The sequence below is a fragment of the Chryseobacterium sp. T20 genome (assembly GCF_047345655.1).
In the GTDB taxonomy this organism is placed as follows: Bacteria; Bacteroidota; Bacteroidia; order Flavobacteriales; family Weeksellaceae; genus Chryseobacterium.
Map to the genome: position 1 here is coordinate 796,728 of NZ_JBLFDU010000001.1, position 25,385 is coordinate 822,112.

A 25,385-nucleotide genomic window follows, 5' to 3' on the forward strand; every position below is an offset into this window, starting at 1 on the left:
GTAAAGTACAATTTTTGCAAATTTAATAATATTTTTAATTCTCCGTTATTAATATTAATTATTAACTTTGCATCTTTAAAAAAATCATATAAACGAATGCCGAATACGATCATTATTGGCTCTGGATCTTATATTCCGAACAGAGTTATTGGTAGAGATTACTTCATGAATTCCGAGTTCTATACTGAAGACGGAGTAAAGATTGAAAAACCTGTGGAAGAGACCATTGCGAAATTTGTAGAGATTACAGAAATCGAAAACAGGAGATTCATTGAGGATGATCTTTCCAACTCTCAAATCGGTTATGAAGCTGCAAAAATTGCCCTTGAGGATGCAAAAGTAGACGGCGAAGAATTGGATTATATCATCTACGCTAGCAATTTTGGGGAAGTTACTGAAAACGGATACGCTGATTTTATGCCGACAATGGCAGCAAGAGTAAAGAATAAACTGGGAATCAAAAACAGAAAATGCGTAACGTATGATATGGTTTTCGGATGTCCAGGATGGGTTGAAGCTATGATTTTGGCTGATAATCTTATCAAAGCTAATGTAGCTAAAACAATTCTTGTTATCGGAGGAGAGACTTTAAGCAGAGTAACTGATCCATACGACAGAAACAGAATGATCTTTGCTGATGGTGCCGGAGCTGTAGTAGTAAAAGCAACTGACGAAGAAAATGTAGGGATTATCGCTCACAACACGATTTGTGATAACGGACCGGAATTAAACTACCTTGAAAATCAACCATCTATCAATAAAGAAGCAGATCAGAAACGTCTTTATGTAAGAATGTTAGGAAGAAAAATCTACGAATATGCTCTTAAAAATGTACCGGATGCTATCAAGGATACGATTACAGATGCAGATCTTTCTATTGAAGATATAGACAAAATCTTAATTCACCAGGCAAACGCTAAAATGGATTATGCAATGATTGAAAGACTTCACAGGCTTTATGATGTAAAAGAATACGATCATGCGATCTCTCCTATGACGATCCAGGATCTTGGAAATACTTCTGTAGCAACAATTCCTACCATGTATGATTTAATAATTAAAGGAAAAATGGAGGGTCAATCGTTTAAAGATAATGGTAACATTGTGATGACTTCGGTAGGTGCCGGAATGAACATCAATGCTATCGTTTATAGATTTCCTAAAAAGTAATATTTAAACCATTAAAAATATAAAAGCACAGGGAAGTTTATTCTTTGTGCTTTTTTTTGATCAGACATGCAAAAGAATTTTTTAATCATCGCCGGAATCTTCCTTTTTTTGGAAGTGTATATTTATCAGGCCATCAGAACACTTACCGATAATTTCTGGATCAGAATCGGATATTGGGTAATTTCATTGGCTGTATACGGGATTTTCGCTTACGAAGTCACTCATTATCAGAGATCAGACAGAAGTATGGCAAGAACCCAGATCATGATTTCCTTATTTTTGATCTTCATCCTTCCAAAAATTTTCGTAGTTCTGTTTTTATTAATTGATGATATCATCAGAACCGGAGGCTACCTGATAGGTTTTGCCAAACCTTCGGAAAATTTCTTCCCGGAGAGAAGGAAGTTTCTGAGTCTGGTTGGATTGGGAATGAGTGGAGTTCTTTCTGCTCTTTTCATAGACGGAATTACGTTTGGAAAGTACAGACATAAAGTAAGAAGAGTAAGGGTAAATTTTGCTAACCTTCCGAAAAGCTTTAAAGGCTATAAAATCATCCAGATTTCAGATGTCCACAGTGGAAGCTTCTCAGATCCCAGTAAATTGCAGCACGCGATTGACCTGATCAACGAGCAGAACCCTGATCTGGTATTATTTACCGGAGATATGGTAAACAACGTTGCGGATGAGTTCAAACCTTTCATCCCTTTATTTTCAAAAATCAAGGCTAAAGACGGAAAATTAGCCGTGTTAGGAAACCATGATTACGGAGATTACGTAACCTGGGAATCACCTGCAGCCAAAAAAGAAAACCTTGACACCTTAATTGGTTATGAAAAACAGGCAGGCTTCGATATGTTGAGAAACGAGCACAGAGTCATTGAAAAAAACGGAGAAAAACTATACATTCTGGGAGTTGAAAACTGGGGATTGAAACCATTTCCTCAATTCGGAAGAATAGATGACGCGTTAAAAGGAGTACCTGAATCCGCTACGAAGATTCTGATGAGCCACGACCCTACCCACTTTGATTATGTAGTTAAAAAACACCCTTCAAATATCCACTTAACCCTTTCGGGACATACCCATGGAATGCAGTTTGGTTTAGATCTTAAAAATGTAAAATGGTCACCGGTACAATACAAATATCCAAAATGGGCTGACTTATACGAAAGTGAAGGAAAACTATTATATGTAAACAGAGGTTTTGGTGTATTGGGATATCCGGGAAGAGTGGGTGTACTGCCGGAAATTACGCTTTTTGAGTTGAGCTAGAGATGCGGGTTTCGGGATGCGAGATTCGGGGTACAAGTTATTAGTTGCAAGTTGTGGGCTGTTTTTGTTCCTGGTTACCTACCGCGTTAAACACTCACACTCTCAAACTCTCAAACTCAAAAGCCCTGCTACCTAATATCTGCAACCTATCACCTAAAAAATATAATCTTTCATACGGGAAGTAGCCATTTCCCTGTCATTGAGAAAAGTAAGGAGGGCATCTAATTTGTCCTCCATTTTTTTGCCCGAAAATAAACTTCGGTAAAAAGGAATATCAAATCGGTATTTCTTGAAATCTGTAAACTGCCATGTGTTCAGATAGATCAGTACAAACTCTTCATTCTGCAAAGTTTCCAGAACCATATTCTGATAATACTTCATTGGCAGGATCTGAAATACAAAATCATTATAAGGCAGCTGACTGTACGGAGAGATACTTTCCGGAACAATACTCAGTCCGTCTTCTTCGGTGATTACGGTATCTCTTTTAAGTCTTTTGAAAGGAAAAAGAATATTGGCATTATCAATATTGGAGACATAATTAAATTCCATCATCTTCAAAGTTTCCTGAGAAACTTTTACATCTTTCTGACGAATTCCTCTGATCTGTTTTTCCAAAAGATCCTGAATATTCTTCTTGGCATTTTCAATTTCTTCTGGATTTGAACCTTTGTTATAAAAAGCAATTTCATGCCCTTTGGATGAAATTGCTTTTATTAAATTCTGAAGTTTTTCGGTAAGAGAAACCTCTACAAAAAAACTTGATTTGATATCATGAATATCTAAAATTCTAAGAATCGCTTTGGTATTATCTTCTGTAATTTTCAATCGCTCATCAGCAGTAATTGGAGAGCCGTTTTTTACTTCAGCCTCTATACAAGTGATGTTAAAAGTCAATAATACCATTTAAATTAAAGTTTATATAGATTCTATAAAATATTAAAAATCAAACGTTAAAAACAAAAGTAATTAAAGCATTACTTTACATTATTAATCCTTCCCTAATTTTACTTTCAGATTCTTGATCATATCTTTTGTCATTTCAGAAATTCCGAAATCATACGTCAGACCCCAGTCTTTTTTCGCTACTGAATCATCAATAGAAGCCGGCCATGAATCTGCAATTGCCTGTCTGAAATCCGGGTTATAATCGATTGTAAAATCCGGAATTTCTTTTGTGATTTCTTCTGCCAATTCTTTTGGCGTAAATGACATTCCACCCAAATTATAGGAAGAACGAACTGTCAAACTTTCTTTTGGAGCATCCATTAATTTCAAGGTTGCATTGATGGCATCATCCATATACAACATCGGCATTCCTGTATTCTCGGAAATGAAACTTGTATACTTTCCGTCTTCAATTGCTTTGTAGAAAATCTCAACAGCATAATCTGTAGTTCCACCTCCCGCAGGAGTCTTCCATGAGATCAATCCAGGATATCTGATACTTCTTACATCCACACCATATTTATCGAAATAGTATTCACACCACTTCTCTCCTGCCATTTTAGAGATCCCATAAACAGTTGTTGGATTCAATACCACATCCTGTCCGACCTCATGCTTTGGAATTCCTTTTCCAAATACCGCGATAGAACTTGGCCAGAAGATCTTTTTAAGAAGCCCTTCTTTCGCCATTTCACAAAAATGAAGTAGTGGTTCAAGATTCAGTTTCCACGCAAAAATAGGCTGCTTTTCCGAAGTTCCGGATAAAAGCGAAGCAAGGTGATACACTGTCGTGATCTCATAATCATGAATCACCTGTCTTACCAATTGAGTATTGGTAACATCCATTCTTTCGTAGTGTCCGGCAGAAGTAATTCCTTCCTGCCATCTGTCCAATCCTGAAGCAACCACGTTTTCTGCTCCGTGAATTTCAACAAGTCTGTTCGTAAGTTCGGTACCAATTTGTCCCAAGGCACCTGTAATCAGTATTCTTTCCGTATAGGATTCCATTTTTCAGATTTTTTTAGAATTGTACAAAAGTAAAAAAAACATGTCAACCATAATAAAAAAGGTGTGTTTAAAAATATTTCTCTGGTAAAAGAGACTGACAGCCAGTAAAAATTCTTCAAAACAATAGAAATAATCAAATCCAATCATCATCAGCTGACATTAACTTAAAATTCAATAATTTTGTTGTAAGAAAAAACAATCATATGAAGAAGATTTTAATTGCTTCGATGCTTTTGGCAGCTCAGCTAAGCTGGGCTCAGTTCACAGACATCAATATTATCAAGGAAGTACAGGTAAAGAAGAAAGGTGTTGTAGTCTCTGCACACCCATTAGCCAGTGAAGCGGGAGCTAAAATCTTAAAAATGGGAGGAAATGCCTATGATGCCGTTACCGCAACACAATATGCGCTTGCTGTAGTTTATCCTCAGGCTGGAAATATCGGAGGTGGTGGATTTTTGGTTGGCGTAAAGAATAACGGTGAAAAATTTACACTGGATTACAGGGAAACAGCTCCCAAAAAAGCTTCCCGAGATATGTACATTGATAAAAAAGGAAAAGCAGATACTGATCTTTCCCAGAACGGAAGACTGGCCGTAGGTATTCCTGGAAGTGTAGCAGGATTCTTTGCTACGCTGAAATACTGTAAACTGCCTATGGAAAAAATCATCCAGCCCGCTATTGACCTTGCTGAAAAAGGATTTGCCATTACGGATAAAGAGGCGGAAATGCTGAATAATCAAAGAGAAAAATTCCAGAAGCATAATAAATCTTCGATCATTTTTGTAAAAGATACTCCGTGGAAAGCCGGAGATCTGTTGATCCAAAAAGACTTAGCTGAGACATTGAAACTGATTCAAAAACAAGGCGCTAAAGGTTTTTATGAAGGAAAAACAGCTGATCTTCTGGTTGCTGAAATGAAAAGAGGAAACGGAATTATCACCCTGGAGGATCTTAAAAATTATAAAGTTGCCGAAAGAAAAGCGCTGGAATTCGATTATAAAGGAAGCAATGTTGTTACCATGCCACTGCCTTCAAGCGGTGGAGTTCTTCTGGCTCAAATGCTAAGAATGGCAAGTTTTGAAAACCTTGAAAAGTATCAGCAAAACTCTACAAAAGCAGTTCAGATCATGACTGAAGCAGAAAGAAGAGCTTACGCCGACAGAGCAGAATATATGGGTGATCCGGATTTTATTCAGGACAAAACCTCTTATCTGATCTCTGATGAATATCTGAAAGGAAGATGGAAAAGTTTCAGTTTTGACAAGGCTACTCCAAGTGCAGAAGTAGGTAAAATCATAGAACAGCCTAAAGAATCTATGCAGACTACACATATTTCCGTATTGGATAAGGATGGAAATGCAGCTTCTGTAACCACCACACTTAATGGATATTATGGAAGTAAAGTCCTTGTTTCAGGAGCCGGATTCTTTTTAAATAATGAAATGGATGATTTCTCTATCAAACCAGGGGTACCGAATATGTTTGGAGCGGTAGGTGGAGAAGCTAATTCAATACAACCTAACAAGAGAATGCTCTCTTCTATGACCCCAACCATTATCCTTAAAAATGGAAAGCCTTATATGGTCGTGGGAACTCCAGGAGGAACCACAATTCCGACTTCAGTGTATCAGTCTATCGTGAATGTGGTAGATTTTAAACTGAATGCCAATATTGCGGTGAATGCACCCAAATTCCATCATCAGTGGCTGCCAGAAACCATCACCGTGGAAAACAATTTCCCGGAAAGCACTATTTCTGAACTGAAAAGCAAGAATTACGTCATTGAAAAGACAAAATATATTGGTAAAACAGAAATGATTGTTCTTGATGATAACGGAAATATCCATGCTGTTGCTGATGGCCGTGGAGATGATTCTGTTGCAGTAGAATAATACTTATACTATAAATCAAAAATACAGCTTGGGCTTCATTCTCCGAATGAAGCCCAAGTTTTTTTAAGCATTTTAGAAAACCAGCGCTATAGATTCTTTTCAATGACTTTTGTCATGTTTTTAGATAAATTTTCTTAATTTTCGCCCTTAAAAAAACAAAACGACTGTTCTTTGAAAGCAAAAAAAATACACAATCAGCTTTATTTCCAGGTGATTATCGCCATCATTGCAGGTATTCTTCTGGGAAAATTATATCCTGAATTAGGAGAAAAGATGAAACCTTTGGGAGATGGATTCATCAAATTGGTAAAAATGATTATCGCTCCGGTAATCTTTATTACACTTACTTTAGGAATCGCCCACATGACCGATTTGAAAAAAGTAGGCAGAATTGCAATCAAAGCAATGATCTACTTTTTTACCTTTTCAACTCTGGCTCTCATCATCGGATTATTAGTAGGAAATATTCTACAGCCGGGACATGGTTTAAATATTGATCCTTCTACTCTTTCAGGGGATGTTTCGCAATATCAGGCAAAAGCTCATGAATCAACACTTACGGGATTCATTATGAATATTATTCCGGAGACATTATTCAGTCCGTTGGTAGGTGAAAATATTCTTCAGGTACTTTTGGTAGCAATTTTAATGGGAGTTGCTTTGGTTTTAACAAAAGAAAAGAGCCAGAAAGTAACCGATTTTCTACAGGATTTATCCACTCCGGTATTTAAAATTGTTCATATGTTGATGAAACTGGCCCCGATAGGTGCTTTCGGAGCAATGGCTTTTACGATCGGTAAATATGGACTTCACTCTGTTCTGAATCTTATATTCCTGGTAGGTACATTCTATATTACGTCTATCCTGTTTGTCGTTCTGGTATTGGGAGCGGTAGCATGGTATAACGGATTTAATATTTTCAAACTCCTTTTTTACCTTAAAGAAGAGCTTCTTCTCGTTCTGGGCACAAGCTCTTCAGAGTCTGCCCTTCCCGGAATTATGGAGAAACTTGAAAAAGCGGGCTGTTCACGCGCTATTGTAGGTCTTGTGGTTCCCACCGGATATTCTTTCAATCTTGACGGAACAAATATTTATATGACCCTTGCTTCTCTCTTCATTGCGCAAGCATTAAACATACATCTTCCTATTGAAAAACAACTGATGCTTCTTTTGGTGGCTATGTTAAGTTCAAAAGGTGCAGCTGGTGTTACAGGTGCTGGATTTGTTACCCTTGCCGCAACATTGGCAGTAGTTCCTGAAATTCCGATTGCAGGAATGACTTTAATTCTTGGAATTGATAAGTTCATGAGCGAATGCAGAGCTCTGACCAACGTAATTGGAAATTCTGTAGCTACCGTAGTAGTTGCCAACTGGGAAAAGCAGCTTGATAAGAAGCAACTTCAATACTGCCTGGATCATCCGGGTGAAGTGGAAAAGAAACTGGAAGTGTAAATAGGTGGCAGATGGCAGGTTTTAGGTTGCAGGAATTCGGGAGAGAATCAAAGTTCAAGGTTTAAAGTTTATTGTTGTGTAACACGTAACCCGAAACAAAACAACCAGCAACTAGTAAATCCGAAACAAAATTAACTAGCATCCCGAAACCTTAAACCTTAAACCAAAATACTCAAACTCGCAGGTTGAACTTTAACATGAATCGGTGATTTGATTTTATTGAATTCACCGTCCAGATGCCAGTTTTTGGTATTGACCTTAAATGATATTTCAGAGACTGGAAGATAGGTTACATATTCATCATCTTTCAGTCTTTTGGTAAACATTCGGAAAGCAAAGAGTGCAGAATATGTAAGTGGAAACTTTTTTACCAAAACCATGTCAACCAGTCCATCACTTTTACTGGCTTTCGGAGCAATATAAGCATTGTTACCAAACTGGCGGGTATTGGCGATGTTCATCATCAGATACCTTCCATTGTACTGTTGATATTCTTCATCAAAAAATTTCACCTTGATAGGTTTGTAATTGAAAAAGGTTTTCAGGGAAACTTTGATATAGTTTTTGAATCCACGGCTTGTTTTTTCAAATTCCTTAACCACTTTACCGTCAAATCCCGTTCCCGAGACATTGATGGAAAGCCTGTCATTTACCGTGAAAGTATCAATCTTTCTGGAGTTTTTAATTTTTATTTTTTCTAAAAGTTCATCCAGATTTTTACTGAATTGTGTTTCATTGGAAAATCCATTTCCTGAACCTGCCGGAAAAATTGCCAGAATTTTATCGGTATAAATCAGATTTTTGGCTACTGTAGAAATAGTACCATCCCCTCCTATTGCCACAAAAATATCTACCTCTTTGAAATGAGCCTGAATAAATTCCTCTGTTCCGGGAATAGATTCTGACACATAATACAATGGGTTATTAACCTTTGTTTTAAGTTCGTTTAAAAACGGCTGATAGTTTTTTTTGGCCGAAAAAGGATTGATAATAAAAGCTACTTTGTCCATTAGCACAAAATTAAAAAATGCTTCCAAAACTGGAAGCATTAATTTACTTAATTTTCATTCTTTCTTTAAATTCTGTATTTAATGTACCTTTCAGGTCTTCCCATGAAACCGGAATTGTAATGTCTCCGGCAGCAAAAGCAGCAATTTCATAGGGACTGTAGTGAAAATACAGGTTTTTATCATCAAAATAAAAGTTATCAGATGCCGGAATTTTATCCACTAAAAGCATTTCTGAATTTTTTACTTCTCCGTCACCATCCATCGTACCACTATTTATTTTATCAATATTTTTCATCAGAATGGCTTCAATTTTATTTTTAGGCATTGAAGTAATGTCTTTCAATTCTAATTTTTTGCTGTTTTTAAGATCAAAAACTCTTTCGGAAAATCCGTAGTTATCATGCGCTCCTCCTTCATATCCGCTTCCCAAATATTGAATATGCATATAACCGTTGGTATTAGAAATAAGATTCATATGCGAGCTTGAATACCAGTTTTGTGCATAAGTAACATCTGAAACCCAGTCTTTATTATCATTTTTTACAGAATTGAAATAACTGTTTTTTTCATTATCCAGATAAGCCTGAAGACCAGCTTTGGAAAAATCTTTAATATTTTCATTTTGGAAATAGATGCTGTCTAACAGCTTTTTATCTTTTAAAGTAGGGAAAACCAAGAGCTTTGAAGTAAAGCTCACTTTTAAAGAATCAGTAATTTTTGTAGAGTCATTGACTTTCACAGAGTCTACTACAAATTCTTCAGCGGCTTTGTTTTCTGTTTTTTCTGCTGATCCTGCCGTTTCATTTTTTTTACAGGCGGTAAAAGCTAAGAAAGAAGATAATGCTATAACAGCAATCGTATTTTTCATAATTCTAATTTTTCTGGTATCAAATACAAAAACCATTCATCTTTTGAATGGTTTTTGAAAAAAAAATATTTTTTTATTTAAATCCTGTTAACTATTACTTTTTTACAAGACTGATTACCTGATTTTCAAATTTCGAAGCAACGCCCCAGATTTGTTTGAATGCAGGGTAATATTCTTTCGGATAGTCTGAACTGCCAATTTTTGTAGTCGTAGTCACCACCAATAAGTTTCCTTTTTGTTCTACAGAATAGGTATAAGCTATCTCTTTATCTTCGGTAACAATTCTTTTTTCTTTAGGCATTTCCTCAATCACGTACCCTTCCGGGATTTCAAGAGTGACCTTTTTGGTCCTGGTTATAGGCGATCCAAAATCGATAGGATATTTTCTTACTTCAGTTTGATCAAATTCATTAGAGCTTTTACTTAAAAATAACATTGGATTAATAATCATTTTCTTCCCTACTCTGTCAATAAGATTTGATGAAGAGAATTTCATGCTGCTTTCAAATTCACCATTCTCCAATACTTTTGAATCAATATCCGTGAAATCCATTGAGAAATTTTCCTTATACTGTTTTTTATATTTCTCAGCATTATCATCATAGTTATCTTTAGCAAACATCGCATAAGCACCTGTATCTTTATCTGAATAGGTACCGGAAATACTTCCGTCATCATTAATCTTGGCATTTGCAGTAAGATAAGTATTACTGGATTTCAAATTGGTCATTTGAATCTGCTGCGCTTTATCTTTGGTCACCAGGATTCCTAACTGGTTCCAGTTTTTAAGAGGAATTTCATCCAGCGAAGACTGTTTAGAGGTAGCATCATAAATATGCAGCTGATTATCTATATTGATGGCACTCAACACGAAGTTCATATTGGATATATTGGGAGATACCAAATTAATCAGCCCGTTTTCTACTGTAGAAATAACCAACGGATCGGCTTTAAGACCAGCTTCACGAAGCATCATAACCAGAAAAAGATTGATTTCTGCAGCATTTCCGGTTTTAGTTTCCAAAAGCTTTTTAATTCCATCTTCAGTGTAAATACCTTTATCTTTATTCCAGGTAAAAGTCTTTTGAACATATGAAAAAATAGCATTTGCTTTTTCAAGGTCAGTTTTCATTCCTAAAACTCCTGCCGGCATATTTTCTTTTGCCAGTTTTGATCTTTTCAGCTCACCACCAAAATCATCGCTTTCATAAAGTCTCTTAGAAATCTGATCCCATGAAGATGAATACAGTTTAAGCTCACCGAAATTCGTAGAGTTTAGCTCGGCACTGATTTTTGTTCTGAAATTTCTATCATTTCGCACAAATTTCTCAGTTTTAAAGCCATTCAGATTTTCATAAGCAAATCTAAAGGTTTTGTATTGAGCACCATACAGATATCTTTCTTCCATTTCTCTATACTTAGGACTGATTCCTCCCGTATAGTTTACATTATAAGACATATTGATGGGCGTATCAAAAACATATTCCGTATTCAGTGAAGGAGTATCAGATTCTATCAATACCTCTGGAATCATAAATCGGAACGGAGATATAATTTCATATTGATATTCTATTACCGATCCGTTTTTCACGCTTGGAAAAGCAAATTTCGTTAAAGTAACATATTTATTCTCTTTGCTTTTATATTGAGAACTTTTTTCCACTTTTACGGGAACTGTAGCTCCATTTTCAAGATTATAGGTAAAAGCTTTGAACTTTCCTAGTGATTCTCTGTTGGTTCCTACATTATAAATAGGAATTTCAAGATTCAACCAATCTTCAGCTTTATCTTTATTATAAATCTTAACTCTGTAAAAATACCTTTTGTGAAGATTTCCTGTATTGGCATCTACCATAAAATAAGCAGACTTATACAAAATTTCGGCAGGAGCATTTTCATCTAATAATGATTTTGCTTTAGATAAATCTGCATCATTAAATTTAGGAGGATTCAGAAATTCATATTTCTTCTGAGCACTGATCAATATTGTATTGGCAGAGCAAAGAAGCAATACTATAATTTTTTTCATGGTTATATTTTTGTTATTAAAATTTTTGAGTTGTCCATATTCAGAATCTTTTTTCTGAAATTGATATAATCATTGTACTTTTCTTTTGGATATAATCCTTTATTAACCTGCATTTTTCGGATCACCTTTACCTCGCCATCGGTTTTAACATAGCTTAGCTTATAAGAGCCAAATTCAGAAGTAATGTTTGAATTATCTGGTATTTCATCCACTTTATACCCCATAGGAAGAACAAAAGCAATTTCATATTCATCTTCGTAAGACATATTTACTTCAAAAGGGAGTTCACGATTTTCGTCTGTTTTAAAGATCAAATCTGAAAAAATAGGAACCGATCTGAAGAGAAGGCTGTTTCCTGCTTTTTTAGAGAAATTGTTGGTTTTAAAATCAACATCATAAGTAATAACAGCATTATCTCTGTCATTATTAAAGTTTTTCATTTCAACTTTTTCAAAGTTTAAAACATCAAAAGTTCCCTTCAGGGCATCATTTTTTTCTTTCGGATTAAGATTAGCAAATCTTAAATTATAATCATACTGATTTCCTGTATAGGAAAAGTTTCCTGTTCCGGTAATGCTGTTATCTTCATTAAGGTTAACTCTTAATATTTGTTTTTCTTTGTTCTGTTCAGCTTTATAAACCGGTGTATTGATCAGCTCAATTCCTTTTGATGTTACAGCAAGTACATTTCTATCCGTAGTACTGTAACTTAAGTGGTTAAAAGCTATTTGCTGAGAAGTATTTTCAAGCCAGATATTTCCCTTTTCCGTTGGGACCATCAGAATAATATGATTCCCGCCCATAGAAGGAAATTCCGGATCAAATGAAACCTGTGAACGACCGGAATTGATAATACAATAATTGGAAGGAATTCCAGCTTCATTCAAAAGAATCTTCATATAGTTGGTGAGCCCTTTACAGTCTCCATACCCTTTTTTCTGGACCTCATCCGGCAACATGGGCTGCCAGCCTCCTATTCCTAATGAGACAGCAATATATCGGGTTTTGTTCTGCATGTACTGATAAATTTTCTTTACTTTATCTTCTACAGATCCTTGTAATTGCAAAGAAGCTACTTCAGCTTTAATAGCAGGAGTAGATGCAGAAACAGGTACCAAAAGATCATTGTAAATCCAGGTTCCAAAATCTGTCCAGGTATTTAAAGTTCCCTGCTTTCCTGCCAGATTAAATTTCGCAAGTGCGAAGTTGACTGCAGGTAAAATTTTAACAGGTTGTGGAATTATAAAAGCATCATCAATTGCTGGAACATTTTTATATGAATACGTTTTATCATTTCCACTCCCGCTTTCTATCACTGAGGTATAATTATATTTTGAAGGGTAAATCTTAGATCTAAGTTCAATTCCCGAAGTGTTAATGATTTTAAACTGTGCTTCTTCCAAAGAGATTTTGGGAGAAGTAAACGGTACAAAATCCGGAATAAAAACAGTATCTTCATCTTCCGCTTCATACGAAAAGTCAATAGTGTAGGGATATTGAACTGGAGTATATGAATAAACCAATATCCTGTTATCAGAATAAAAAACTCCCTGAGGATTGTTAGCTACATCTTTAAAATCAGATTTTGAAACACTTTTAATTTTTTTCCCAGCTTCATCATAGATCGTCACTTTGATGTTTGAAATACTTTTTGATTTATCATAAGAAATATAAGCTACGGCTTCATTATCCCCATCTTTATTTAAGACTGTAGTTACCTTATTTTTCTGATATTTTATTTCATCAATTTTATTGATCTGAATTGTTGTAAAATCCTTCCGAATCACAACATCTGCATTTTTCTTTAAATTCTCAGGAATAGCAGAGGCAGGATAGCTCTGTGCGAAATACAATGAGGCGGTAGATAAAGCCCCCAAGACTAATATTTTCATCATAGTTATTAAGATGGTACAAAAATAATAAAATCTTAATAACTGTTAAAAAAAATATAAAAGGCTTCAACATGTGAAGCCTTAACCTATTACTTAAAAAAGTACTGTATTAAATGTACCTATAAGAAAATGAACACATTATCAACTTTTCATCATTCAATTTTGAAAAGTTAAAAACAGAATATTTATACTCATTCTATATTGGGAGAAGGGTGTATCTATTCTGTGGCATGAAGGGATAAACTTCATATTATCTGCATTTCAAATTTAAAATAAATTACAATTCGTGTAATTTAAATAATGTAGAATTAATAACAATAAGAAGTACAATAAATTCTACAGTTGAAAAATTATTTATAAAAAAAGACCTCAAAAATGAAGTCTTTTAATTTTTTTGTTTCTTTTTTAATCATTTGGGACCAGTTTACTATCAAACTGATCACTTCCAAGTCCCAATACAGGAATAAAAATAAATCCGAAAAGGAGAATCAGAATCGTGTAGAGAGGAGTTTCTTTGGCAAAGCCTTTGGCTAGTCTGTCATATACAACCCAGCATGCATAGATATTTACCAATGGAATAAAGAAAAGAATGATCCACCAAATTGGTTTTTTCACAATTTCCAGCAGTACGATGGTATTATAAATAGGAATAAAGGCAGCCCATGCATCTTGTCTTCCTGCTTTCTGGAAGATTTTGTACATGCAATATCCATAGAAAATATAGCAAAGTAAGCCGAAGAACATTGTTCCGATCCCTAATCCTGCAGCTACTGCTCCAGAAGCTGCATCTGCCCCGTTGTAAGGGTCTGTTTGTAAAAGAGTTAACATATTATTGTTTTTTTGGTTTATCCAAATATAAAAAAAGCTTCTAAATAATTAGAAGCTTTTTTTATTATATTTTTAAAAACGTTTATGCATCAATTTTTGCATATTTCGCATTTTTCTCGATAAACTCTCTTCTTGGCGGAACTTCATCTCCCATCAACATTGAGAAAACACTATCAGCTTCTACAGCATTATCGATAGTTACCTGCTTCAGAATCCTGTGTTCAGGATTAAGGGTAGTTTCCCAAAGCTGCTCAGGGTTCATTTCTCCAAGACCTTTGTAACGTTGTACTTCTACTCCTTTACCGTCCGGAGCCATTTCTAAAGTAAACTCTTCACGTTCTTTTTCGTTATAAGCATATACTTTTTTGTTTCCTTTCTTTAATAGGTATAAAGGAGGTTGAGCAATATAGATATATCCGTTTTCAATAAGCTCCTTCATATATCTGAAGAAGAAAGTAAGGATCAGTGTCGAAATATGAGATCCGTCAATATCGGCATCGGTCATGATAACGATCTTGTGGTATCTCAGCTTAGCCATATTCAATGCTTTGCTATCTTCTTCAGTACCTACAGAAACCCCAAGAGCTGTATAGATATTTCTGATTTCCTCGTTATCATAAACTTTATGAAGCATAGATTTTTCTACGTTCAGAATTTTACCTCTTAAAGGAAGGATAGCCTGGAAGTGTCTGTCTCTTCCCTGTTTAGCTGTTCCACCTGCGGAATCTCCCTCTACAAGGAAGATCTCTGATTCTGCCGGATCTTTTGAAGAACAGTCAGATAGTTTTCCCGGAAGACCAGAACCTCCCATCGGAGATTTTCTCTGAACCATTTCACGGGCTTTTTTAGCAGCCTGTCTTGCTTTTGCAGCTAAAACAACCTTTTGAACGATCAGCTTAGCTTCATTAGGATTTTCTTCAAGGAAATTGGTAAGCATTTCCCCTACAATTTTATCTACAGCCCCTGAAACTTCAGAGTTTCCTAATTTTGTTTTAGTCTGTCCTTCAAACTGAGGCTCCATTACTTTTACAGAAACTACAGCTGTTAACCCCTCACGGAAGTCATCTCCTGTAACTTCTACTTTTTCTTTCTGTGGAATCCCAAGATCATCAGCATATTTCTTAAGGGTTCTCGTTAAAGCACGTCTGAAACCTGCCAGGTGAGTTCCTCCTTCATGCGTATTGATATTGTTTACGTAAGAGTGAAGATTTTCGTTGAAAGATGTATTGTAACGCATTGCCACTTCTACAGGGATATCATCTCTTTCGCCTTCCATGAAAATTACGTGTTCCATGATAGACTCACGGTTTCCGTCAATGTAAGCAACGAATTCTTTTAATCCACCTTCTGAATGAAAAATTTCTGAACGGAAAGATCCGTCTTCTAATTTCTCTCTTTCATCAGTTAATGTAATGGTAATTCCTTTATTAAGATAAGAAAGTTCTCTTAAACGGCTTGCTAATGTATCGTAATTATAAATTAATTCTGTAAAGATGGTATCATCCGGTTGGAAAAACTGTTTGGTACCTCTTCTTTCACTGTGACCAATTTCCTCTACACCTGTCTGAGCTTTTCCTCTTGAATAGATCTGCTGGTATACGTTTCCATCTCTGTAAACAGTAGTGATCATCTCATTGGAAAGTGCATTCACACACGAAACCCCAACCCCGTGAAGACCTCCGGAAACCTTATAAGAGTCTTTGTCAAACTTACCTCCGGCTCCAATTTTCGTCATTACAACTTCAAGGGCAGATTTCTGTTCTTTTTCGTGGAAATCAACCGGGATACCTCTACCGTTATCACTTACCTCAATTCCGTTTCCTTCCTTGATGCTAACGAAGATCGTGTCGCAGTATCCTGCCAATGCCTCGTCAATAGAGTTATCTACTACTTCATAAACCAAGTGGTGAAGTCCTCTGACCCCTACATCACCAATGTACATTGAAGGACGCATACGAACGTGCTCCATTCCTTCCAATGCCTGAATACTACTAGCTGTATATTGTTTTTGACTCATATTAAATATTAAAAATCCTGCTATATGCAAAGACTTACAAATATCGTGATTTTTTTCGAGGTATGAAAGTTAAAAAGTGTCAAAAAAATGTAGAGTTTTCTTAGTAAAAACATAAGAAAAAGGAAGCCAATAAAAGATTCAAAATTAAAAGGTATTGGTGAAATACCAACTGTTGTAAATCATATTCAACATCAATAATTTATGCGTAAATTTATTTACTGAAAAGTTGATATTATGGATGATTTTATAGCAGCACGCGCTCAGATGGCACTCTCTCTGGGCTTTCATATCATATTCTCCTGTGTGGGTATGGTGATGCCTTTTCTGATGGCTTTTGCCCATTGGAAATACCTAAAGACCAATAATGAAGTATATAAAGGACTGACAAAAGCATGGAGCAAAGGGGTAGCCATCCTTTTTGCTACCGGAGCGGTTTCAGGAACAATGCTTTCCTTTGAACTTGGACTTCTATGGCCTGGATTCATGAAACATGCAGGTCCGATTTTCGGGATGCCGTTTTCTCTGGAAGGAACAGCCTTTTTCATTGAGGCTATTGCTATCGGCTTCTTTTTATATGGATGGGAAAGGTTCAATAAATGGTTTCACTGGTTCTGTGGATTTCTTGTAGGAGTAAGCGGACTCGCTTCCGGAATTCTGGTGGTTGCCGCCAACTCATGGATGAACTCTCCCACCGGTTTCGATTATATCAATGGACAGTATCTTAATATAGATCCTATCAAAGCAATGTTCAATGATGCATGGTTTCCTCAGGCTCTTCACATGACGGTTGCAGCATTTTGTGCGACAGGATTTGCTGTAGCTGGAGTACACGCCTTTATGATCATGCGAAAAAGAAATGTTGAATTTCACACCAAGGCTTTTAGAATTGCCGTCGGATTTGCTTTGATTGGAGCCTTCGGAGCACCTTTAAGTGGTGATGTTGCTGCAAAATCAGTGGCAGAAAGACAACCTATCAAACTGGCAGCTATGGAAGCTCATTTTGAAACTGAAAAAGGGGCTTCATTTGTAATTGGAGGAATTCCTGATGAGGAAAAAGAAGAAGTGAAATATGCGGTGAAAATTCCGAAAGTTTTAAGTTTTCTGGTGAGCAATGATTTCAATTCTGAAGTTAAAGGTCTTAAGGATTTCCCTAGAGATGAATGGCCTCCGATTGCTGTGGTTCATTATGCTTTTCAAATCATGATTTTCTTCGGAGTGGTGATGATTGTTATTGGAGCTATTTATTTATATGCTTTCTTTTTCAAAAAAGAATGGCTGAACAAGCACTGGTTACTGAAAACATTTTTAATAGCAACACCTTTTGGATATATTGCGCTGGAAGCCGGATGGACAGTAACAGAAGTCGGAAGACAGCCTTGGATCATTTATGGGATTATGAGAACGGTTGATGCCGTAACTCCTATGCCGGGAATACAGTATTCATTCTATTTCTTTACTGCTATTTTCGTATCATTATCATTAATCCTTGTTTTCCTTTTAAAGAGACAGATTCAAATGGTACCGAAGCTTTACGATCCTACCGATGCTCAGTTTAACGATAAAAACAAAAAATCATGATTTACATTGTAATAGGTTTTCTCTGGCTATCCATCTGTCTTTATATTATTTTAGGCGGAGCTGATTTCGGGGCTGGAATTGTGGAACTTTTCACACATAAAAAAGCCAGAAATAAGACCCAGGAAATCATGTATGAATCCATAGCTCCTGTGTGGGAAGCCAATCATATGTGGCTCATCATCGCCATTGTAATCCTCTTTGTAGGGTTTCCCGAGATTTATACCACCATGTCTACCTACCTTCATATTCCTTTAGTACTGATGCTTTTGGGAATTATTGCAAGAGGAACAGCCTTTACCTTCAGACATTATGATGCTGTAAAGGATAACTGGCAGGTTTTATATACTCAGATCTTTTACTATGCCAGCCTTTTAACTCCTTTCTTTTTGGGATTAATTGCTGCTGCTACCGTTTCACATTCTATCAATCCTGATGCTGTAGGTTTTCTGGATTTGTATGTGTTCAGCTGGCTGAACTGGTTTGGAGTTTCCGTAGGTTTATTTACGGTAGCGCTTTGTGCTTATCTTGCTTCTATTTTTTCATTAAGAGAAACGCGTGATAAGGCTGATCTTTTATTAATGATCAGAAAATCCAAGCAGACGATGATCTTCGTGGTGATTACAGGAATTTTGGTATTTGTGACCGCTTATATTTCAGACATTCCCCTTTTGATGTGGGTATTTTCTAAACCTTTGGGGATTATGGCGATTGCCTTTGCTACGATTGCTTTATTGCTTATTTTAAGAGCGATGAACCGTCAAAAACTACTTCCTGTACGTGCTTTGGCTGGATTCCAGATGGTGATGATTTTAGTGGCAGCAACGTATCAGCATAATCCGGATATTATTTTATTAGGAAACGGGCAGCACCTTTCATTACTGGAACATATGGCTCCTCCAAAAACTATTGCTGCGTTGGGATGGGCATTGATGCTGGGTTCATTATTTATTCTTCCGTTTTTATTTTATCTGATGGCTTCTTTCAGTAAGTTGAGAAAATAGGTAAAATATGCAGACTTATAAAGACAAAACAGAACTCATTGAAGAGCTCAAGAAAAGATATCTGCTCTATGATCAGGAATTTAATGATGTAAAAGAAGAGGAAAAAGATCTTCTGCAACCAGGAGTTGACAAAACTCCGTCCCAAAATATTTCCTATCAATTGGGCTGGACTCACCTGCTTTTACAATGGGAATCTGATGAAAACAAAGGAATTGAAGTGAAAACTCCCACTCCTGAATATAAATGGAATAATCTGGGAGGATTATATCAGTCTTTTTATCATGAATACGGTTCTTATAGTTTACAACAGCAACGAGAACTGCTGCGAAGTAAGGTTGATGAGATTATCACTTGGATAGAAAATCTTGACGATGAAACATTATTCACTCCCGGACAGAGAAAATGGGCAACTACTCCCGCCCAGTGGCCGGTTTGGAAATGGATTCACATCAATACTGTAGCTCCGTTTAAAAACTTCAGGGCACAGCTTCGGAAATGGAAAAAAGAAAAAGGTACAGCATAGTTCTGTACCTTTTTTATTGTTTAAAAACGCTTTCTGATCCTCTGAAAAAAGAAATTGAGTATTCCTAGTGTTATTTTGACAACAAGCATAATGACAAATGCTAATATAGCACCTGGAATCAAAAGAATTGGCCCTATAACGATCCATCCGGTTTTAAAAATTACGACAAACGCAAGAATCGCTACAGCAATCATGATGATATACATAAGGGGCTTCATCCACCAGTCTTTACTTTCAGAATAATCTACATTGGAAAGAATGTACCCGGTTCGTTTACCATATAAAATTTCAAGAAAAACTTTGTTTTCAGAAGTAATTTCAAATTTATCTTTTTTTACAAGTGTTTTAACACTCACATCTGCATTATTTTTATCATAAAAAAGTTCCAGATACTTTTCCTTTTTCCCTGAATCATAATTCCTGCTTAGTTTTACTGCCGTATTATTTTCTTCATTTTCTATTCTTGAAGCGCTGAATACTTCAGAAAAAGACCGTTTTCTACCCTCGTTTTCTTCAATAAATACAACGGTGCAGGAATCATCGGAAAGCCTGGCATCTCTCACAATATACATTTTAGAAAAATCTTTCTTAATATATAAGGTCTTTCCGGCAATATAAATTTCCATCCAGTTAATCCCATTTCGTCTTTTTTCACGGTTAAATTCTACAATTTCTCCTTCGTGTAAAAAGTCAGAAGTTTTGGAATTTTCTTCATGAGCCGAATATAGTGCCACAGGCTGAAGAATCTTAATTCGCTTTGACATGTTTAATAGGTTTTCAGTTAGTTTTTCAGGAGATGAATATACAAATAAAACCTTCTTTTACAATGCCCTACAAAAAAAGACTGCCCAAAAGCAGTCTTTCTATTTATACTATTTATTGTATTAAATCTTAAGCCAATTTCATCAAAAGATTTTCATCAATCTTTTCTACTTTCACAATATTATTTTTTGTCAAAGTTTTAGAAGCTTTATCCCATTTTTTACCGGATAACTGGCTTCTTTCTTTTACTTCAGCTAGAGACATTGCTTCTTCCTGAGAGTTAAGGATTTCAAGGATTACTTTTTCATCCTCCCCTAATTCAATTTGTGGAACTGCTTTTTCAGGTCTCATCTGAGGGAAGAACAATACTTCCTGGATTGAGGCATTATTTGTTAAGAACATAATTAATCTGTCCATACCGATTCCTAACCCTGATGTTGGTGGCATACCGTATTCCAGGGCTCTTAAGAAGTCCTGATCGATGAACATTGCTTCATCATCTCCTCTTTCAGATAATGCCATCTGTGCTTCAAAACGTTCTCTCTGATCGATAGGATCATTAAGCTCTGAATAAGCGTTAGCGATTTCTTTACCGCATACCATTAATTCAAAACGCTCTGTTAAACCTTCTTTGCTTCTGTGTTTCTTTGTCAGTGGAGACATTTCGATCGGATAATCTGTAATGAAAGTCGGCTGAATGAAGTTTCCTTCACATTTTTCACCGAAGATCTCATCGATTAATTTTCCTTTCCCCATTGTCTCATTCACTTCAATACCGATAGACTTGGCAAAATCATATAATTCCTTCTCAGTTTTTCCAGTAATATCGAACCCTGTAAATTTAAGGATCGCTTCTGTCATGGAAACTCTTGGATAAGGAGCTTTGAAGTCTACATTATGTTCTCCGAAAGTAGCCGTAGTCGTTCCGTTTACCTGGATAGCACAGAATTCCAATAATTTCTCAGTGAAATCCATCATCCAGTTGTAATCTTTGTACGCTACATAGATTTCCATAGCCGTAAACTCCGGGTTGTGTGTTCTGTCCATCCCTTCATTTCTGAAGTTTTTAGAGAACTCATATACACCATCAAAACCACCTACGATCAATCTCTTCAGATATAATTCGTTGGCAATTCTTAAATATAATGGAATATCTAACGCATTGTGGTGCGTGATAAACGGTTTTGCTGCTGCTCCACCAGGAATTGACTGTAGAATTGGTGTTTCCACTTCAAAATACCCTGCATCATTAAAGAATGTTCTCATGGCATTGAACAATTTTGTTCTTTTCACGAAAATTTCTTTTACCTGTGGGTTTACCGTTAAATCTACATAACGCTGTCTGTATCTTAATTCCGGATCGGTGAACCCATCGTGTACAACACCGTTATCATCAGTTTTTGCCTGAGGAAGAGGACGTAAAGCCTTTGTAAGAAGCGTAAAGTTTTTCACTAAAACTGTCTTCTCTCCTACCTGAGTAGTAAACAATTCTCCCTCAATACCGATAATATCACCGATATCCAAAAGGTGCTTGTAAACTTCATTATATAGTTCTTTATCTTCACCCGGACAGATCTCGTCTCTGTTGAAATACACCTGGATTTTTCCTTTAGAATCCTGCAATTCTGCAAAAGAAGCTTTTCCTTGAATTCTGCGGGACATCAATCTACCAGCGATCTTCACCTGTTTACTTTCAGAAAAGTCCTGTTTTATAGATTCTGTAGTATCTGTAATTATATACTCATCCGCAGGGAACGCATTAATCCCCATTTCAGTAAGCTTATTAAGCTTTTCTCTTCTAATGATTTCTTGTTCTGATAATTGCATTTCTTATTTTTCTAAAAGCGTACAAATTTAGGCATTTTTGACATGACCATCAATGGCTTTTTTCAGAAATTTTAAAAAGTGGTTGAGATGCAGGGTATTGGGATACGTGTTGCGGGATACGGGGGATAAGAATGCGAGAGTTGAATTATTGCGCTATTAACCTTAAACTTTGAATATTAAACTTTAAACCCTCGAACTTTAAACCAACCAGGCTTTTCTGTTTTTTTGAGGAATAAACGTCCACGCCAGCATTCTACTAACTTTTTGTCCCTGAGCCATATCAATGGTTTTCACTTCTACAGCTTTGACGTTTTTTAAAAGGTTAGTCAACTTATTGAGATTATCTTTTTTAGAAACCAGACATGTGAACCAAAGAACCTGTGATGAAAATAATACGCTTTCATTAATCATTTTTGTGATAAATGCCAGCTCACCACCTTCACACCAAAGTTCCGACTGTTGCCCACCGAAGTTAAGAAGAGGTTTCGTTTTCTTTGATTTACTAAGGTTTTTGGTTTTCCTGATATTCCCTTTTATGGCAGATTCTTCAGAATCATGAAAAGGAGGATTGCACATCGTAAATGTAAATCTGTCGTCAGTATTAATGATATTGGTAAAGATATGATCAGCATCAGGCTGACTTTTCAACTGAATGACAGTGGATAAATCTTCATTCTGGTCCAGAATATTCTGAGCATTTTTCAATGAATCCTGATTGATATCTGTTCCCAGCATTGTCCAGCCATAAGATCTGTAACTGATTAAAGGATATACAAGATTGGCTCCTGTTCCTATATCCAGGCCTTTTACAGAATTTCCTGTCGGAATTGTATCAAATTGTTCAGCTAAAAGATCCGCAATATAGTGTACATAATCTGCCCTTCCCGGAATGGGTGGACAAAGATTGGTATCGGGAATATCCCAGCCTTTAATGTTGTAGAAATGTAAGAGTAAAGCTTTATTGAGCAGTTTAACTGCTTGTGGAATGCTGAAATTAATGGTTACCGTCTGATAAGCATTCACGAAAACATAGTGTTTCAGTTCCGGCACACAAGAAATAAGCTGATCAAAATCATAGGGATTACGATGCAGATTTCTTGTGTGCAGACTGGATTTTTCAGCAGACATATTTTATTTCTTCTGACTTAAAATATATTCTACCATTTTTTTGGCATCTTCTTTAGACACCTGTGGATGGGCGGCCATAGGCACACTTCCCCATACTCCACTTCCGCCTTCTATAATTTTGGAAGCCAGCAGTTCTGTATCCTTTTCAGAATACTTTCCTGCAATTTCCTTATAAGAAGGTCCTATCATTCTCTCATTAACAGCGTGACATCCTGAACAGTCCAATGTTTCGATGATCTGATCACCTGAAAGATTAGATTGAGCAGGTTCTGAAACAGCGGCTGTTTCAGAAGAAGATGCTACCTCTGCTGTATTTTCTTTTTTAGAACAGGAAATGATCATAAGACCTAAAGTTCCTGCTAAAAGTATTTTTTTCATTATTTCTTCGCTGTAGAATCTGTTTTAGCAGCTTCAGGTGCAGGAGCAGCCGGAGTTGCAGCAGCTGGAGCAGCAGTTTTAGCCGTAGAATCAACAGTAGCTACTTCTGGCTCTGGAAGCATTGTGTTGGTGTCCTGTAAAGAGTGATCTACTTTTTTAGAACAGCTTGCTAATAATAAACCTCCGATAAATGCGATTGCTAATACTTTTTTCATTTTTTTCTAATTTGGAAGCAAAAATATAAAAAATAACCTTTTAAACTTATGACAAATGTTTTCTTTGAGAAATATTTTTGCGGTCAGAGTTTTAATTTAACAATAAAAAATAATTCAATCAATAGGGAAATTTAAAATAGGTTATTATTTTTGTATATCTGATGATCCAAACCAAAACCGAAATATAAATATGAAGCTTATGACTAAAAAAAATTTGTTGGCTGCAGCTTTCTTTGTTGTATCCTCTTCCCTCTTTCTTTCGTGTGACAATTCATCTAACGAACCACAATCAGAATATTCTGATAAAATTGAATCGGTGACCCTTTTAAAAACAACTAAATCATGGGATGGAACGGTATATCCGGCCTATCCTACCACACAGCCGGAAATCACGGTTCTTAAAATTGCCGTACCTCCCAATTCTGCACTGAGTTGGCATAAACATCCTGTGATCAATGCAGCTTATGTAGAAAAAGGTGAAATTCAAGTGGAAAGAAAAGAAGATGGCAAAACACAGTGGATACGTAAAGGCCAGGTGCTGCCGGAAATGGTGAATGTAGGCCACCGAGGAAAAACGGGTGACAAAGGGGTGACTCTGATTGTTTTCTACAGCGGAACTCCTGATATTCCTTTGTCTGAACCGGTACAATAAATGGTTTTAAACGCTGAGTCCGCAAGGGCACTTCGTTTAGCTAATGATAGCGTCTTTTGCTGAGTGAAACGCCTTTGCGGACATTTTAACAATCATTTAATAACAACTTTGTGATCTTAGCATTTAACAAAAGATTATTATAGTTATCTTTAATCCATGGTTTTAATTTCAAAAATTCTGTTTTTCACCAGCCATCATGGTTTTTATACTGTGGTTCTGTTGTTTGCGTTCTTTGGATTACTCTCCTATCTGACCAAAAAAGCATGGTTTTTAATTCCAATTATTCCACTGGCTATAGTAAATGGTTTTGGCGGACAGTTTTTAAATGCATGGTTTTTAAACAAATACGGAGTAGAAAGTACTGCGATTATCACCTCTGATGTAGAAACCAATTCTACCCTCAATGATATGTACATCCACGATTATGAGGCTATTGTGAAAAAGCAGGACGGAAAATATACTTCAACCTTTTTCTCCACGACCAGCGCAGCGATTTATCCGATTGAAAATGCCATCAGGATTCCACAGGCAGAAGTTTCTTTCCCTGTAAAATATATTCCGGGATATGAAAAAAACATAGTCATTCTTTATTATCAATCTGATGAAGGACGGGCCAATCTTAAGTATTCCAAACTGGCTCCTGTTAACTCTGCAAGAATCAAATATGAAGCAGACAAGACGAATAAGGAATTTATAGAAGAATACATTTCTGCACTGGAAGACTATGTAAAATACTATGATGATGAAACTTATAAAGAAAAAATCAAAGAATTAAAACAGGAGCTCAAGTAGCTTAAATAAAGGATTTCTATATTAAGTTTTAGTATTTTCTGATATTTTTTAGTTTTTTTATTAAAAAAATTTCTACATTTGTCCCATGTTAAAAATGAACAACAATATTTGGTGGTGGCTTTCAAACTCTTCGTCGGGTCTGA

Annotated in this window: 22 protein-coding genes; 9 read left to right on the forward strand and 13 right to left on the reverse strand. The window is 36.1% G+C overall.

Going from position 1 to position 25,385, the window contains the following annotated elements; genetic code table 11:
* Positions 1-96 precede the first annotated feature (96 nt).
* Positions 97-1,170, forward strand: a complete 1,074-nt coding sequence (locus tag ACMA47_RS03600; protein WP_413928706.1) for a 3-oxoacyl-ACP synthase III family protein — start codon at positions 97-99, stop codon at positions 1,168-1,170.
* Positions 1,171-1,236: 66 nt separating this feature from the next.
* Positions 1,237-2,442, forward strand: a complete 1,206-nt coding sequence (locus ACMA47_RS03605; RefSeq protein WP_413928707.1) for a metallophosphoesterase — start codon at positions 1,237-1,239, stop codon at positions 2,440-2,442.
* Between the two features lie 153 nt (positions 2,443-2,595).
* On the opposite strand, the gene ACMA47_RS03610 is transcribed toward ACMA47_RS03605, so the two are convergent.
* Both ACMA47_RS03610 and ACMA47_RS03615 read right to left on the reverse strand, forming a co-directional pair.
* Complete coding sequence (locus tag ACMA47_RS03610) at positions 2,596-3,348, reverse strand: polysaccharide deacetylase (protein ID WP_413928708.1); 753 nt, start codon at positions 3,346-3,348, stop codon at positions 2,596-2,598.
* Between the two features lie 84 nt (positions 3,349-3,432).
* Positions 3,433-4,398: an NAD-dependent epimerase/dehydratase family protein gene (locus ACMA47_RS03615; RefSeq protein ID WP_413928709.1), complete on the reverse strand. Its 966-nt coding sequence runs from the start codon at positions 4,396-4,398 to the stop codon at positions 3,433-3,435.
* A 203-nt stretch (positions 4,399-4,601) separates the two neighbouring features.
* Here ACMA47_RS03615 and ggt point away from each other — a divergent pair, with 203 nt between their 5' ends.
* Positions 4,602-6,290 carry a gamma-glutamyltransferase gene (gene ggt, locus ACMA47_RS03620; RefSeq protein WP_413928710.1) on the forward strand — a complete coding sequence of 563 codons (1,689 nt, stop codon included), beginning with the start codon at positions 4,602-4,604 and terminating at the stop codon, positions 6,288-6,290.
* Positions 6,291-6,461: 171 nt separating this feature from the next.
* Positions 6,462-7,742, forward strand: a complete 1,281-nt coding sequence (locus ACMA47_RS03625; RefSeq protein WP_413928711.1) for a dicarboxylate/amino acid:cation symporter — start codon at positions 6,462-6,464, stop codon at positions 7,740-7,742.
* Positions 7,743-7,900: 158 nt separating this feature from the next.
* Here the strand turns inward: ACMA47_RS03625 and ACMA47_RS03630 are convergent, their stop codons facing one another.
* The 6 genes from ACMA47_RS03630 to gyrB form a co-directional block, all read right to left on the reverse strand.
* Positions 7,901-8,752 carry a diacylglycerol/lipid kinase family protein gene (locus tag ACMA47_RS03630; protein ID WP_413928712.1) on the reverse strand — a complete coding sequence of 284 codons (852 nt, stop codon included), beginning with the start codon at positions 8,750-8,752 and terminating at the stop codon, positions 7,901-7,903.
* 43 nt (positions 8,753-8,795) lie between these two features.
* Positions 8,796-9,620 carry a DUF3298 domain-containing protein gene (locus tag ACMA47_RS03635; protein ID WP_413928713.1) on the reverse strand — a complete coding sequence of 275 codons (825 nt, stop codon included), beginning with the start codon at positions 9,618-9,620 and terminating at the stop codon, positions 8,796-8,798.
* 94 nt (positions 9,621-9,714) lie between these two features.
* Positions 9,715-11,649: a transglutaminase-like domain-containing protein gene (locus tag ACMA47_RS03640; RefSeq protein ID WP_413928714.1), complete on the reverse strand. Its 1,935-nt coding sequence runs from the start codon at positions 11,647-11,649 to the stop codon at positions 9,715-9,717.
* A gap of 2 nt (positions 11,650-11,651) precedes the next feature.
* A complete protein-coding gene (locus ACMA47_RS03645; protein ID WP_413928715.1) occupies positions 11,652-13,544 on the reverse strand; it encodes a DUF3857 domain-containing protein in 1,893 nt (630 codons plus the stop codon).
* A gap of 402 nt (positions 13,545-13,946) precedes the next feature.
* A complete protein-coding gene (locus ACMA47_RS03650; RefSeq protein ID WP_034695994.1) occupies positions 13,947-14,369 on the reverse strand; it encodes a DUF5684 domain-containing protein in 423 nt (140 codons plus the stop codon).
* A gap of 82 nt (positions 14,370-14,451) precedes the next feature.
* Positions 14,452-16,386, reverse strand: a complete 1,935-nt coding sequence (gene gyrB / locus ACMA47_RS03655) for a DNA topoisomerase (ATP-hydrolyzing) subunit B (protein ID WP_079241114.1) — start codon at positions 16,384-16,386, stop codon at positions 14,452-14,454.
* Between the two features lie 234 nt (positions 16,387-16,620).
* On the opposite strand from gyrB, the gene ACMA47_RS03660 reads away from it, so the two are divergent.
* From ACMA47_RS03660 to ACMA47_RS03670, 3 genes are read left to right on the forward strand one after another with little or no spacing between them, the layout of a single operon-like run.
* Positions 16,621-17,964: a cytochrome ubiquinol oxidase subunit I gene (locus tag ACMA47_RS03660; protein ID WP_114820577.1), complete on the forward strand. Its 1,344-nt coding sequence runs from the start codon at positions 16,621-16,623 to the stop codon at positions 17,962-17,964.
* On the forward strand, positions 17,961-18,965 hold the full coding sequence (locus ACMA47_RS03665) for a cytochrome d ubiquinol oxidase subunit II (protein WP_034695999.1): 1,005 nt from the start codon (positions 17,961-17,963) through the stop codon (positions 18,963-18,965). The genes ACMA47_RS03660 and ACMA47_RS03665 overlap by 4 nt, the downstream gene beginning before the upstream one ends.
* A gap of 7 nt (positions 18,966-18,972) precedes the next feature.
* Positions 18,973-19,488 (forward strand): ClbS/DfsB family four-helix bundle protein, encoded by a 516-nt coding sequence (locus ACMA47_RS03670; protein ID WP_413928716.1) that lies wholly within the window; start codon positions 18,973-18,975, stop codon positions 19,486-19,488.
* A gap of 20 nt (positions 19,489-19,508) precedes the next feature.
* Here the strand turns inward: ACMA47_RS03670 and ACMA47_RS03675 are convergent, their stop codons facing one another.
* From ACMA47_RS03675 to ACMA47_RS03695, 5 genes are all read right to left on the reverse strand, one after another.
* On the reverse strand, positions 19,509-20,252 hold the full coding sequence (locus ACMA47_RS03675) for a hypothetical protein (protein WP_413928717.1): 744 nt from the start codon (positions 20,250-20,252) through the stop codon (positions 19,509-19,511).
* Between the two features lie 127 nt (positions 20,253-20,379).
* The gene (lysS, locus tag ACMA47_RS03680; protein WP_034696005.1) at positions 20,380-22,077 is read right to left on the reverse strand and encodes a lysine--tRNA ligase; all 1,698 of its coding nucleotides are present in this window, start codon (positions 22,075-22,077) and stop codon (positions 20,380-20,382) included.
* Positions 22,078-22,275: 198 nt separating this feature from the next.
* Entirely contained in the window at positions 22,276-23,205 is a 930-nt protein-coding gene (rlmF, locus tag ACMA47_RS03685; RefSeq protein ID WP_413928718.1) for a 23S rRNA (adenine(1618)-N(6))-methyltransferase RlmF, read from the reverse strand.
* Between the two features lie 3 nt (positions 23,206-23,208).
* Positions 23,209-23,583 (reverse strand): c-type cytochrome, encoded by a 375-nt coding sequence (locus tag ACMA47_RS03690; protein ID WP_413928719.1) that lies wholly within the window; start codon positions 23,581-23,583, stop codon positions 23,209-23,211.
* Positions 23,583-23,798 carry a hypothetical protein gene (locus tag ACMA47_RS03695; RefSeq protein ID WP_034696013.1) on the reverse strand — a complete coding sequence of 72 codons (216 nt, stop codon included), beginning with the start codon at positions 23,796-23,798 and terminating at the stop codon, positions 23,583-23,585. Before ACMA47_RS03695 ends, ACMA47_RS03690 begins: the two co-directional genes overlap by 1 nt.
* A gap of 199 nt (positions 23,799-23,997) precedes the next feature.
* Between ACMA47_RS03695 and ACMA47_RS03700 the strand changes: the two genes are divergently transcribed.
* Positions 23,998-24,450 (forward strand): cupin domain-containing protein, encoded by a 453-nt coding sequence (locus ACMA47_RS03700; protein ID WP_413928720.1) that lies wholly within the window; start codon positions 23,998-24,000, stop codon positions 24,448-24,450.
* 156 nt (positions 24,451-24,606) lie between these two features.
* Positions 24,607-25,242, forward strand: coding sequence for a hypothetical protein (locus tag ACMA47_RS03705; RefSeq protein WP_413928721.1), 636 nt, complete (start codon positions 24,607-24,609; stop codon positions 25,240-25,242).
* Positions 25,243-25,385 lie beyond the last annotated feature (143 nt).

Coding starts and splice junctions, on each gene's coding strand:
- ACMA47_RS03660 (WP_114820577.1), top strand. CDS start 16,621: ATGGATGATTTTATAGCAGCACGCGCTCAGATGGCACTCTCTCTGGGC.
- ACMA47_RS03610 (WP_413928708.1), bottom strand. CDS start 3,348: ATGGTATTATTGACTTTTAACATCACTTGTATAGAGGCTGAAGTAAAA.
- ggt (WP_413928710.1), top strand. CDS start 4,602: ATGAAGAAGATTTTAATTGCTTCGATGCTTTTGGCAGCTCAGCTAAGC.
- ACMA47_RS03705 (WP_413928721.1), top strand. CDS start 24,607: ATGGTTTTAATTTCAAAAATTCTGTTTTTCACCAGCCATCATGGTTTT.
- ACMA47_RS03615 (WP_413928709.1), bottom strand. CDS start 4,398: ATGGAATCCTATACGGAAAGAATACTGATTACAGGTGCCTTGGGACAA.
- ACMA47_RS03645 (WP_413928715.1), bottom strand. CDS start 13,544: ATGATGAAAATATTAGTCTTGGGGGCTTTATCTACCGCCTCATTGTAT.
- ACMA47_RS03605 (WP_413928707.1), top strand. CDS start 1,237: ATGCAAAAGAATTTTTTAATCATCGCCGGAATCTTCCTTTTTTTGGAA.
- ACMA47_RS03635 (WP_413928713.1), bottom strand. CDS start 9,620: ATGAAAAATACGATTGCTGTTATAGCATTATCTTCTTTCTTAGCTTTT.
- ACMA47_RS03665 (WP_034695999.1), top strand. CDS start 17,961: ATGATTTACATTGTAATAGGTTTTCTCTGGCTATCCATCTGTCTTTAT.
- ACMA47_RS03700 (WP_413928720.1), top strand. CDS start 23,998: ATGACTAAAAAAAATTTGTTGGCTGCAGCTTTCTTTGTTGTATCCTCT.
- ACMA47_RS03640 (WP_413928714.1), bottom strand. CDS start 11,649: ATGAAAAAAATTATAGTATTGCTTCTTTGCTCTGCCAATACAATATTG.
- ACMA47_RS03690 (WP_413928719.1), bottom strand. CDS start 23,583: ATGAAAAAAATACTTTTAGCAGGAACTTTAGGTCTTATGATCATTTCC.
- ACMA47_RS03695 (WP_034696013.1), bottom strand. CDS start 23,798: ATGAAAAAAGTATTAGCAATCGCATTTATCGGAGGTTTATTATTAGCA.
- gyrB (WP_079241114.1), bottom strand. CDS start 16,386: ATGAGTCAAAAACAATATACAGCTAGTAGTATTCAGGCATTGGAAGGA.
- rlmF (WP_413928718.1), bottom strand. CDS start 23,205: ATGTCTGCTGAAAAATCCAGTCTGCACACAAGAAATCTGCATCGTAAT.
- ACMA47_RS03600 (WP_413928706.1), top strand. CDS start 97: ATGCCGAATACGATCATTATTGGCTCTGGATCTTATATTCCGAACAGA.
- ACMA47_RS03630 (WP_413928712.1), bottom strand. CDS start 8,752: ATGGACAAAGTAGCTTTTATTATCAATCCTTTTTCGGCCAAAAAAAAC.
- ACMA47_RS03670 (WP_413928716.1), top strand. CDS start 18,973: ATGCAGACTTATAAAGACAAAACAGAACTCATTGAAGAGCTCAAGAAA.
- ACMA47_RS03650 (WP_034695994.1), bottom strand. CDS start 14,369: ATGTTAACTCTTTTACAAACAGACCCTTACAACGGGGCAGATGCAGCT.
- ACMA47_RS03675 (WP_413928717.1), bottom strand. CDS start 20,252: ATGTCAAAGCGAATTAAGATTCTTCAGCCTGTGGCACTATATTCGGCT.
- lysS (WP_034696005.1), bottom strand. CDS start 22,077: ATGCAATTATCAGAACAAGAAATCATTAGAAGAGAAAAGCTTAATAAG.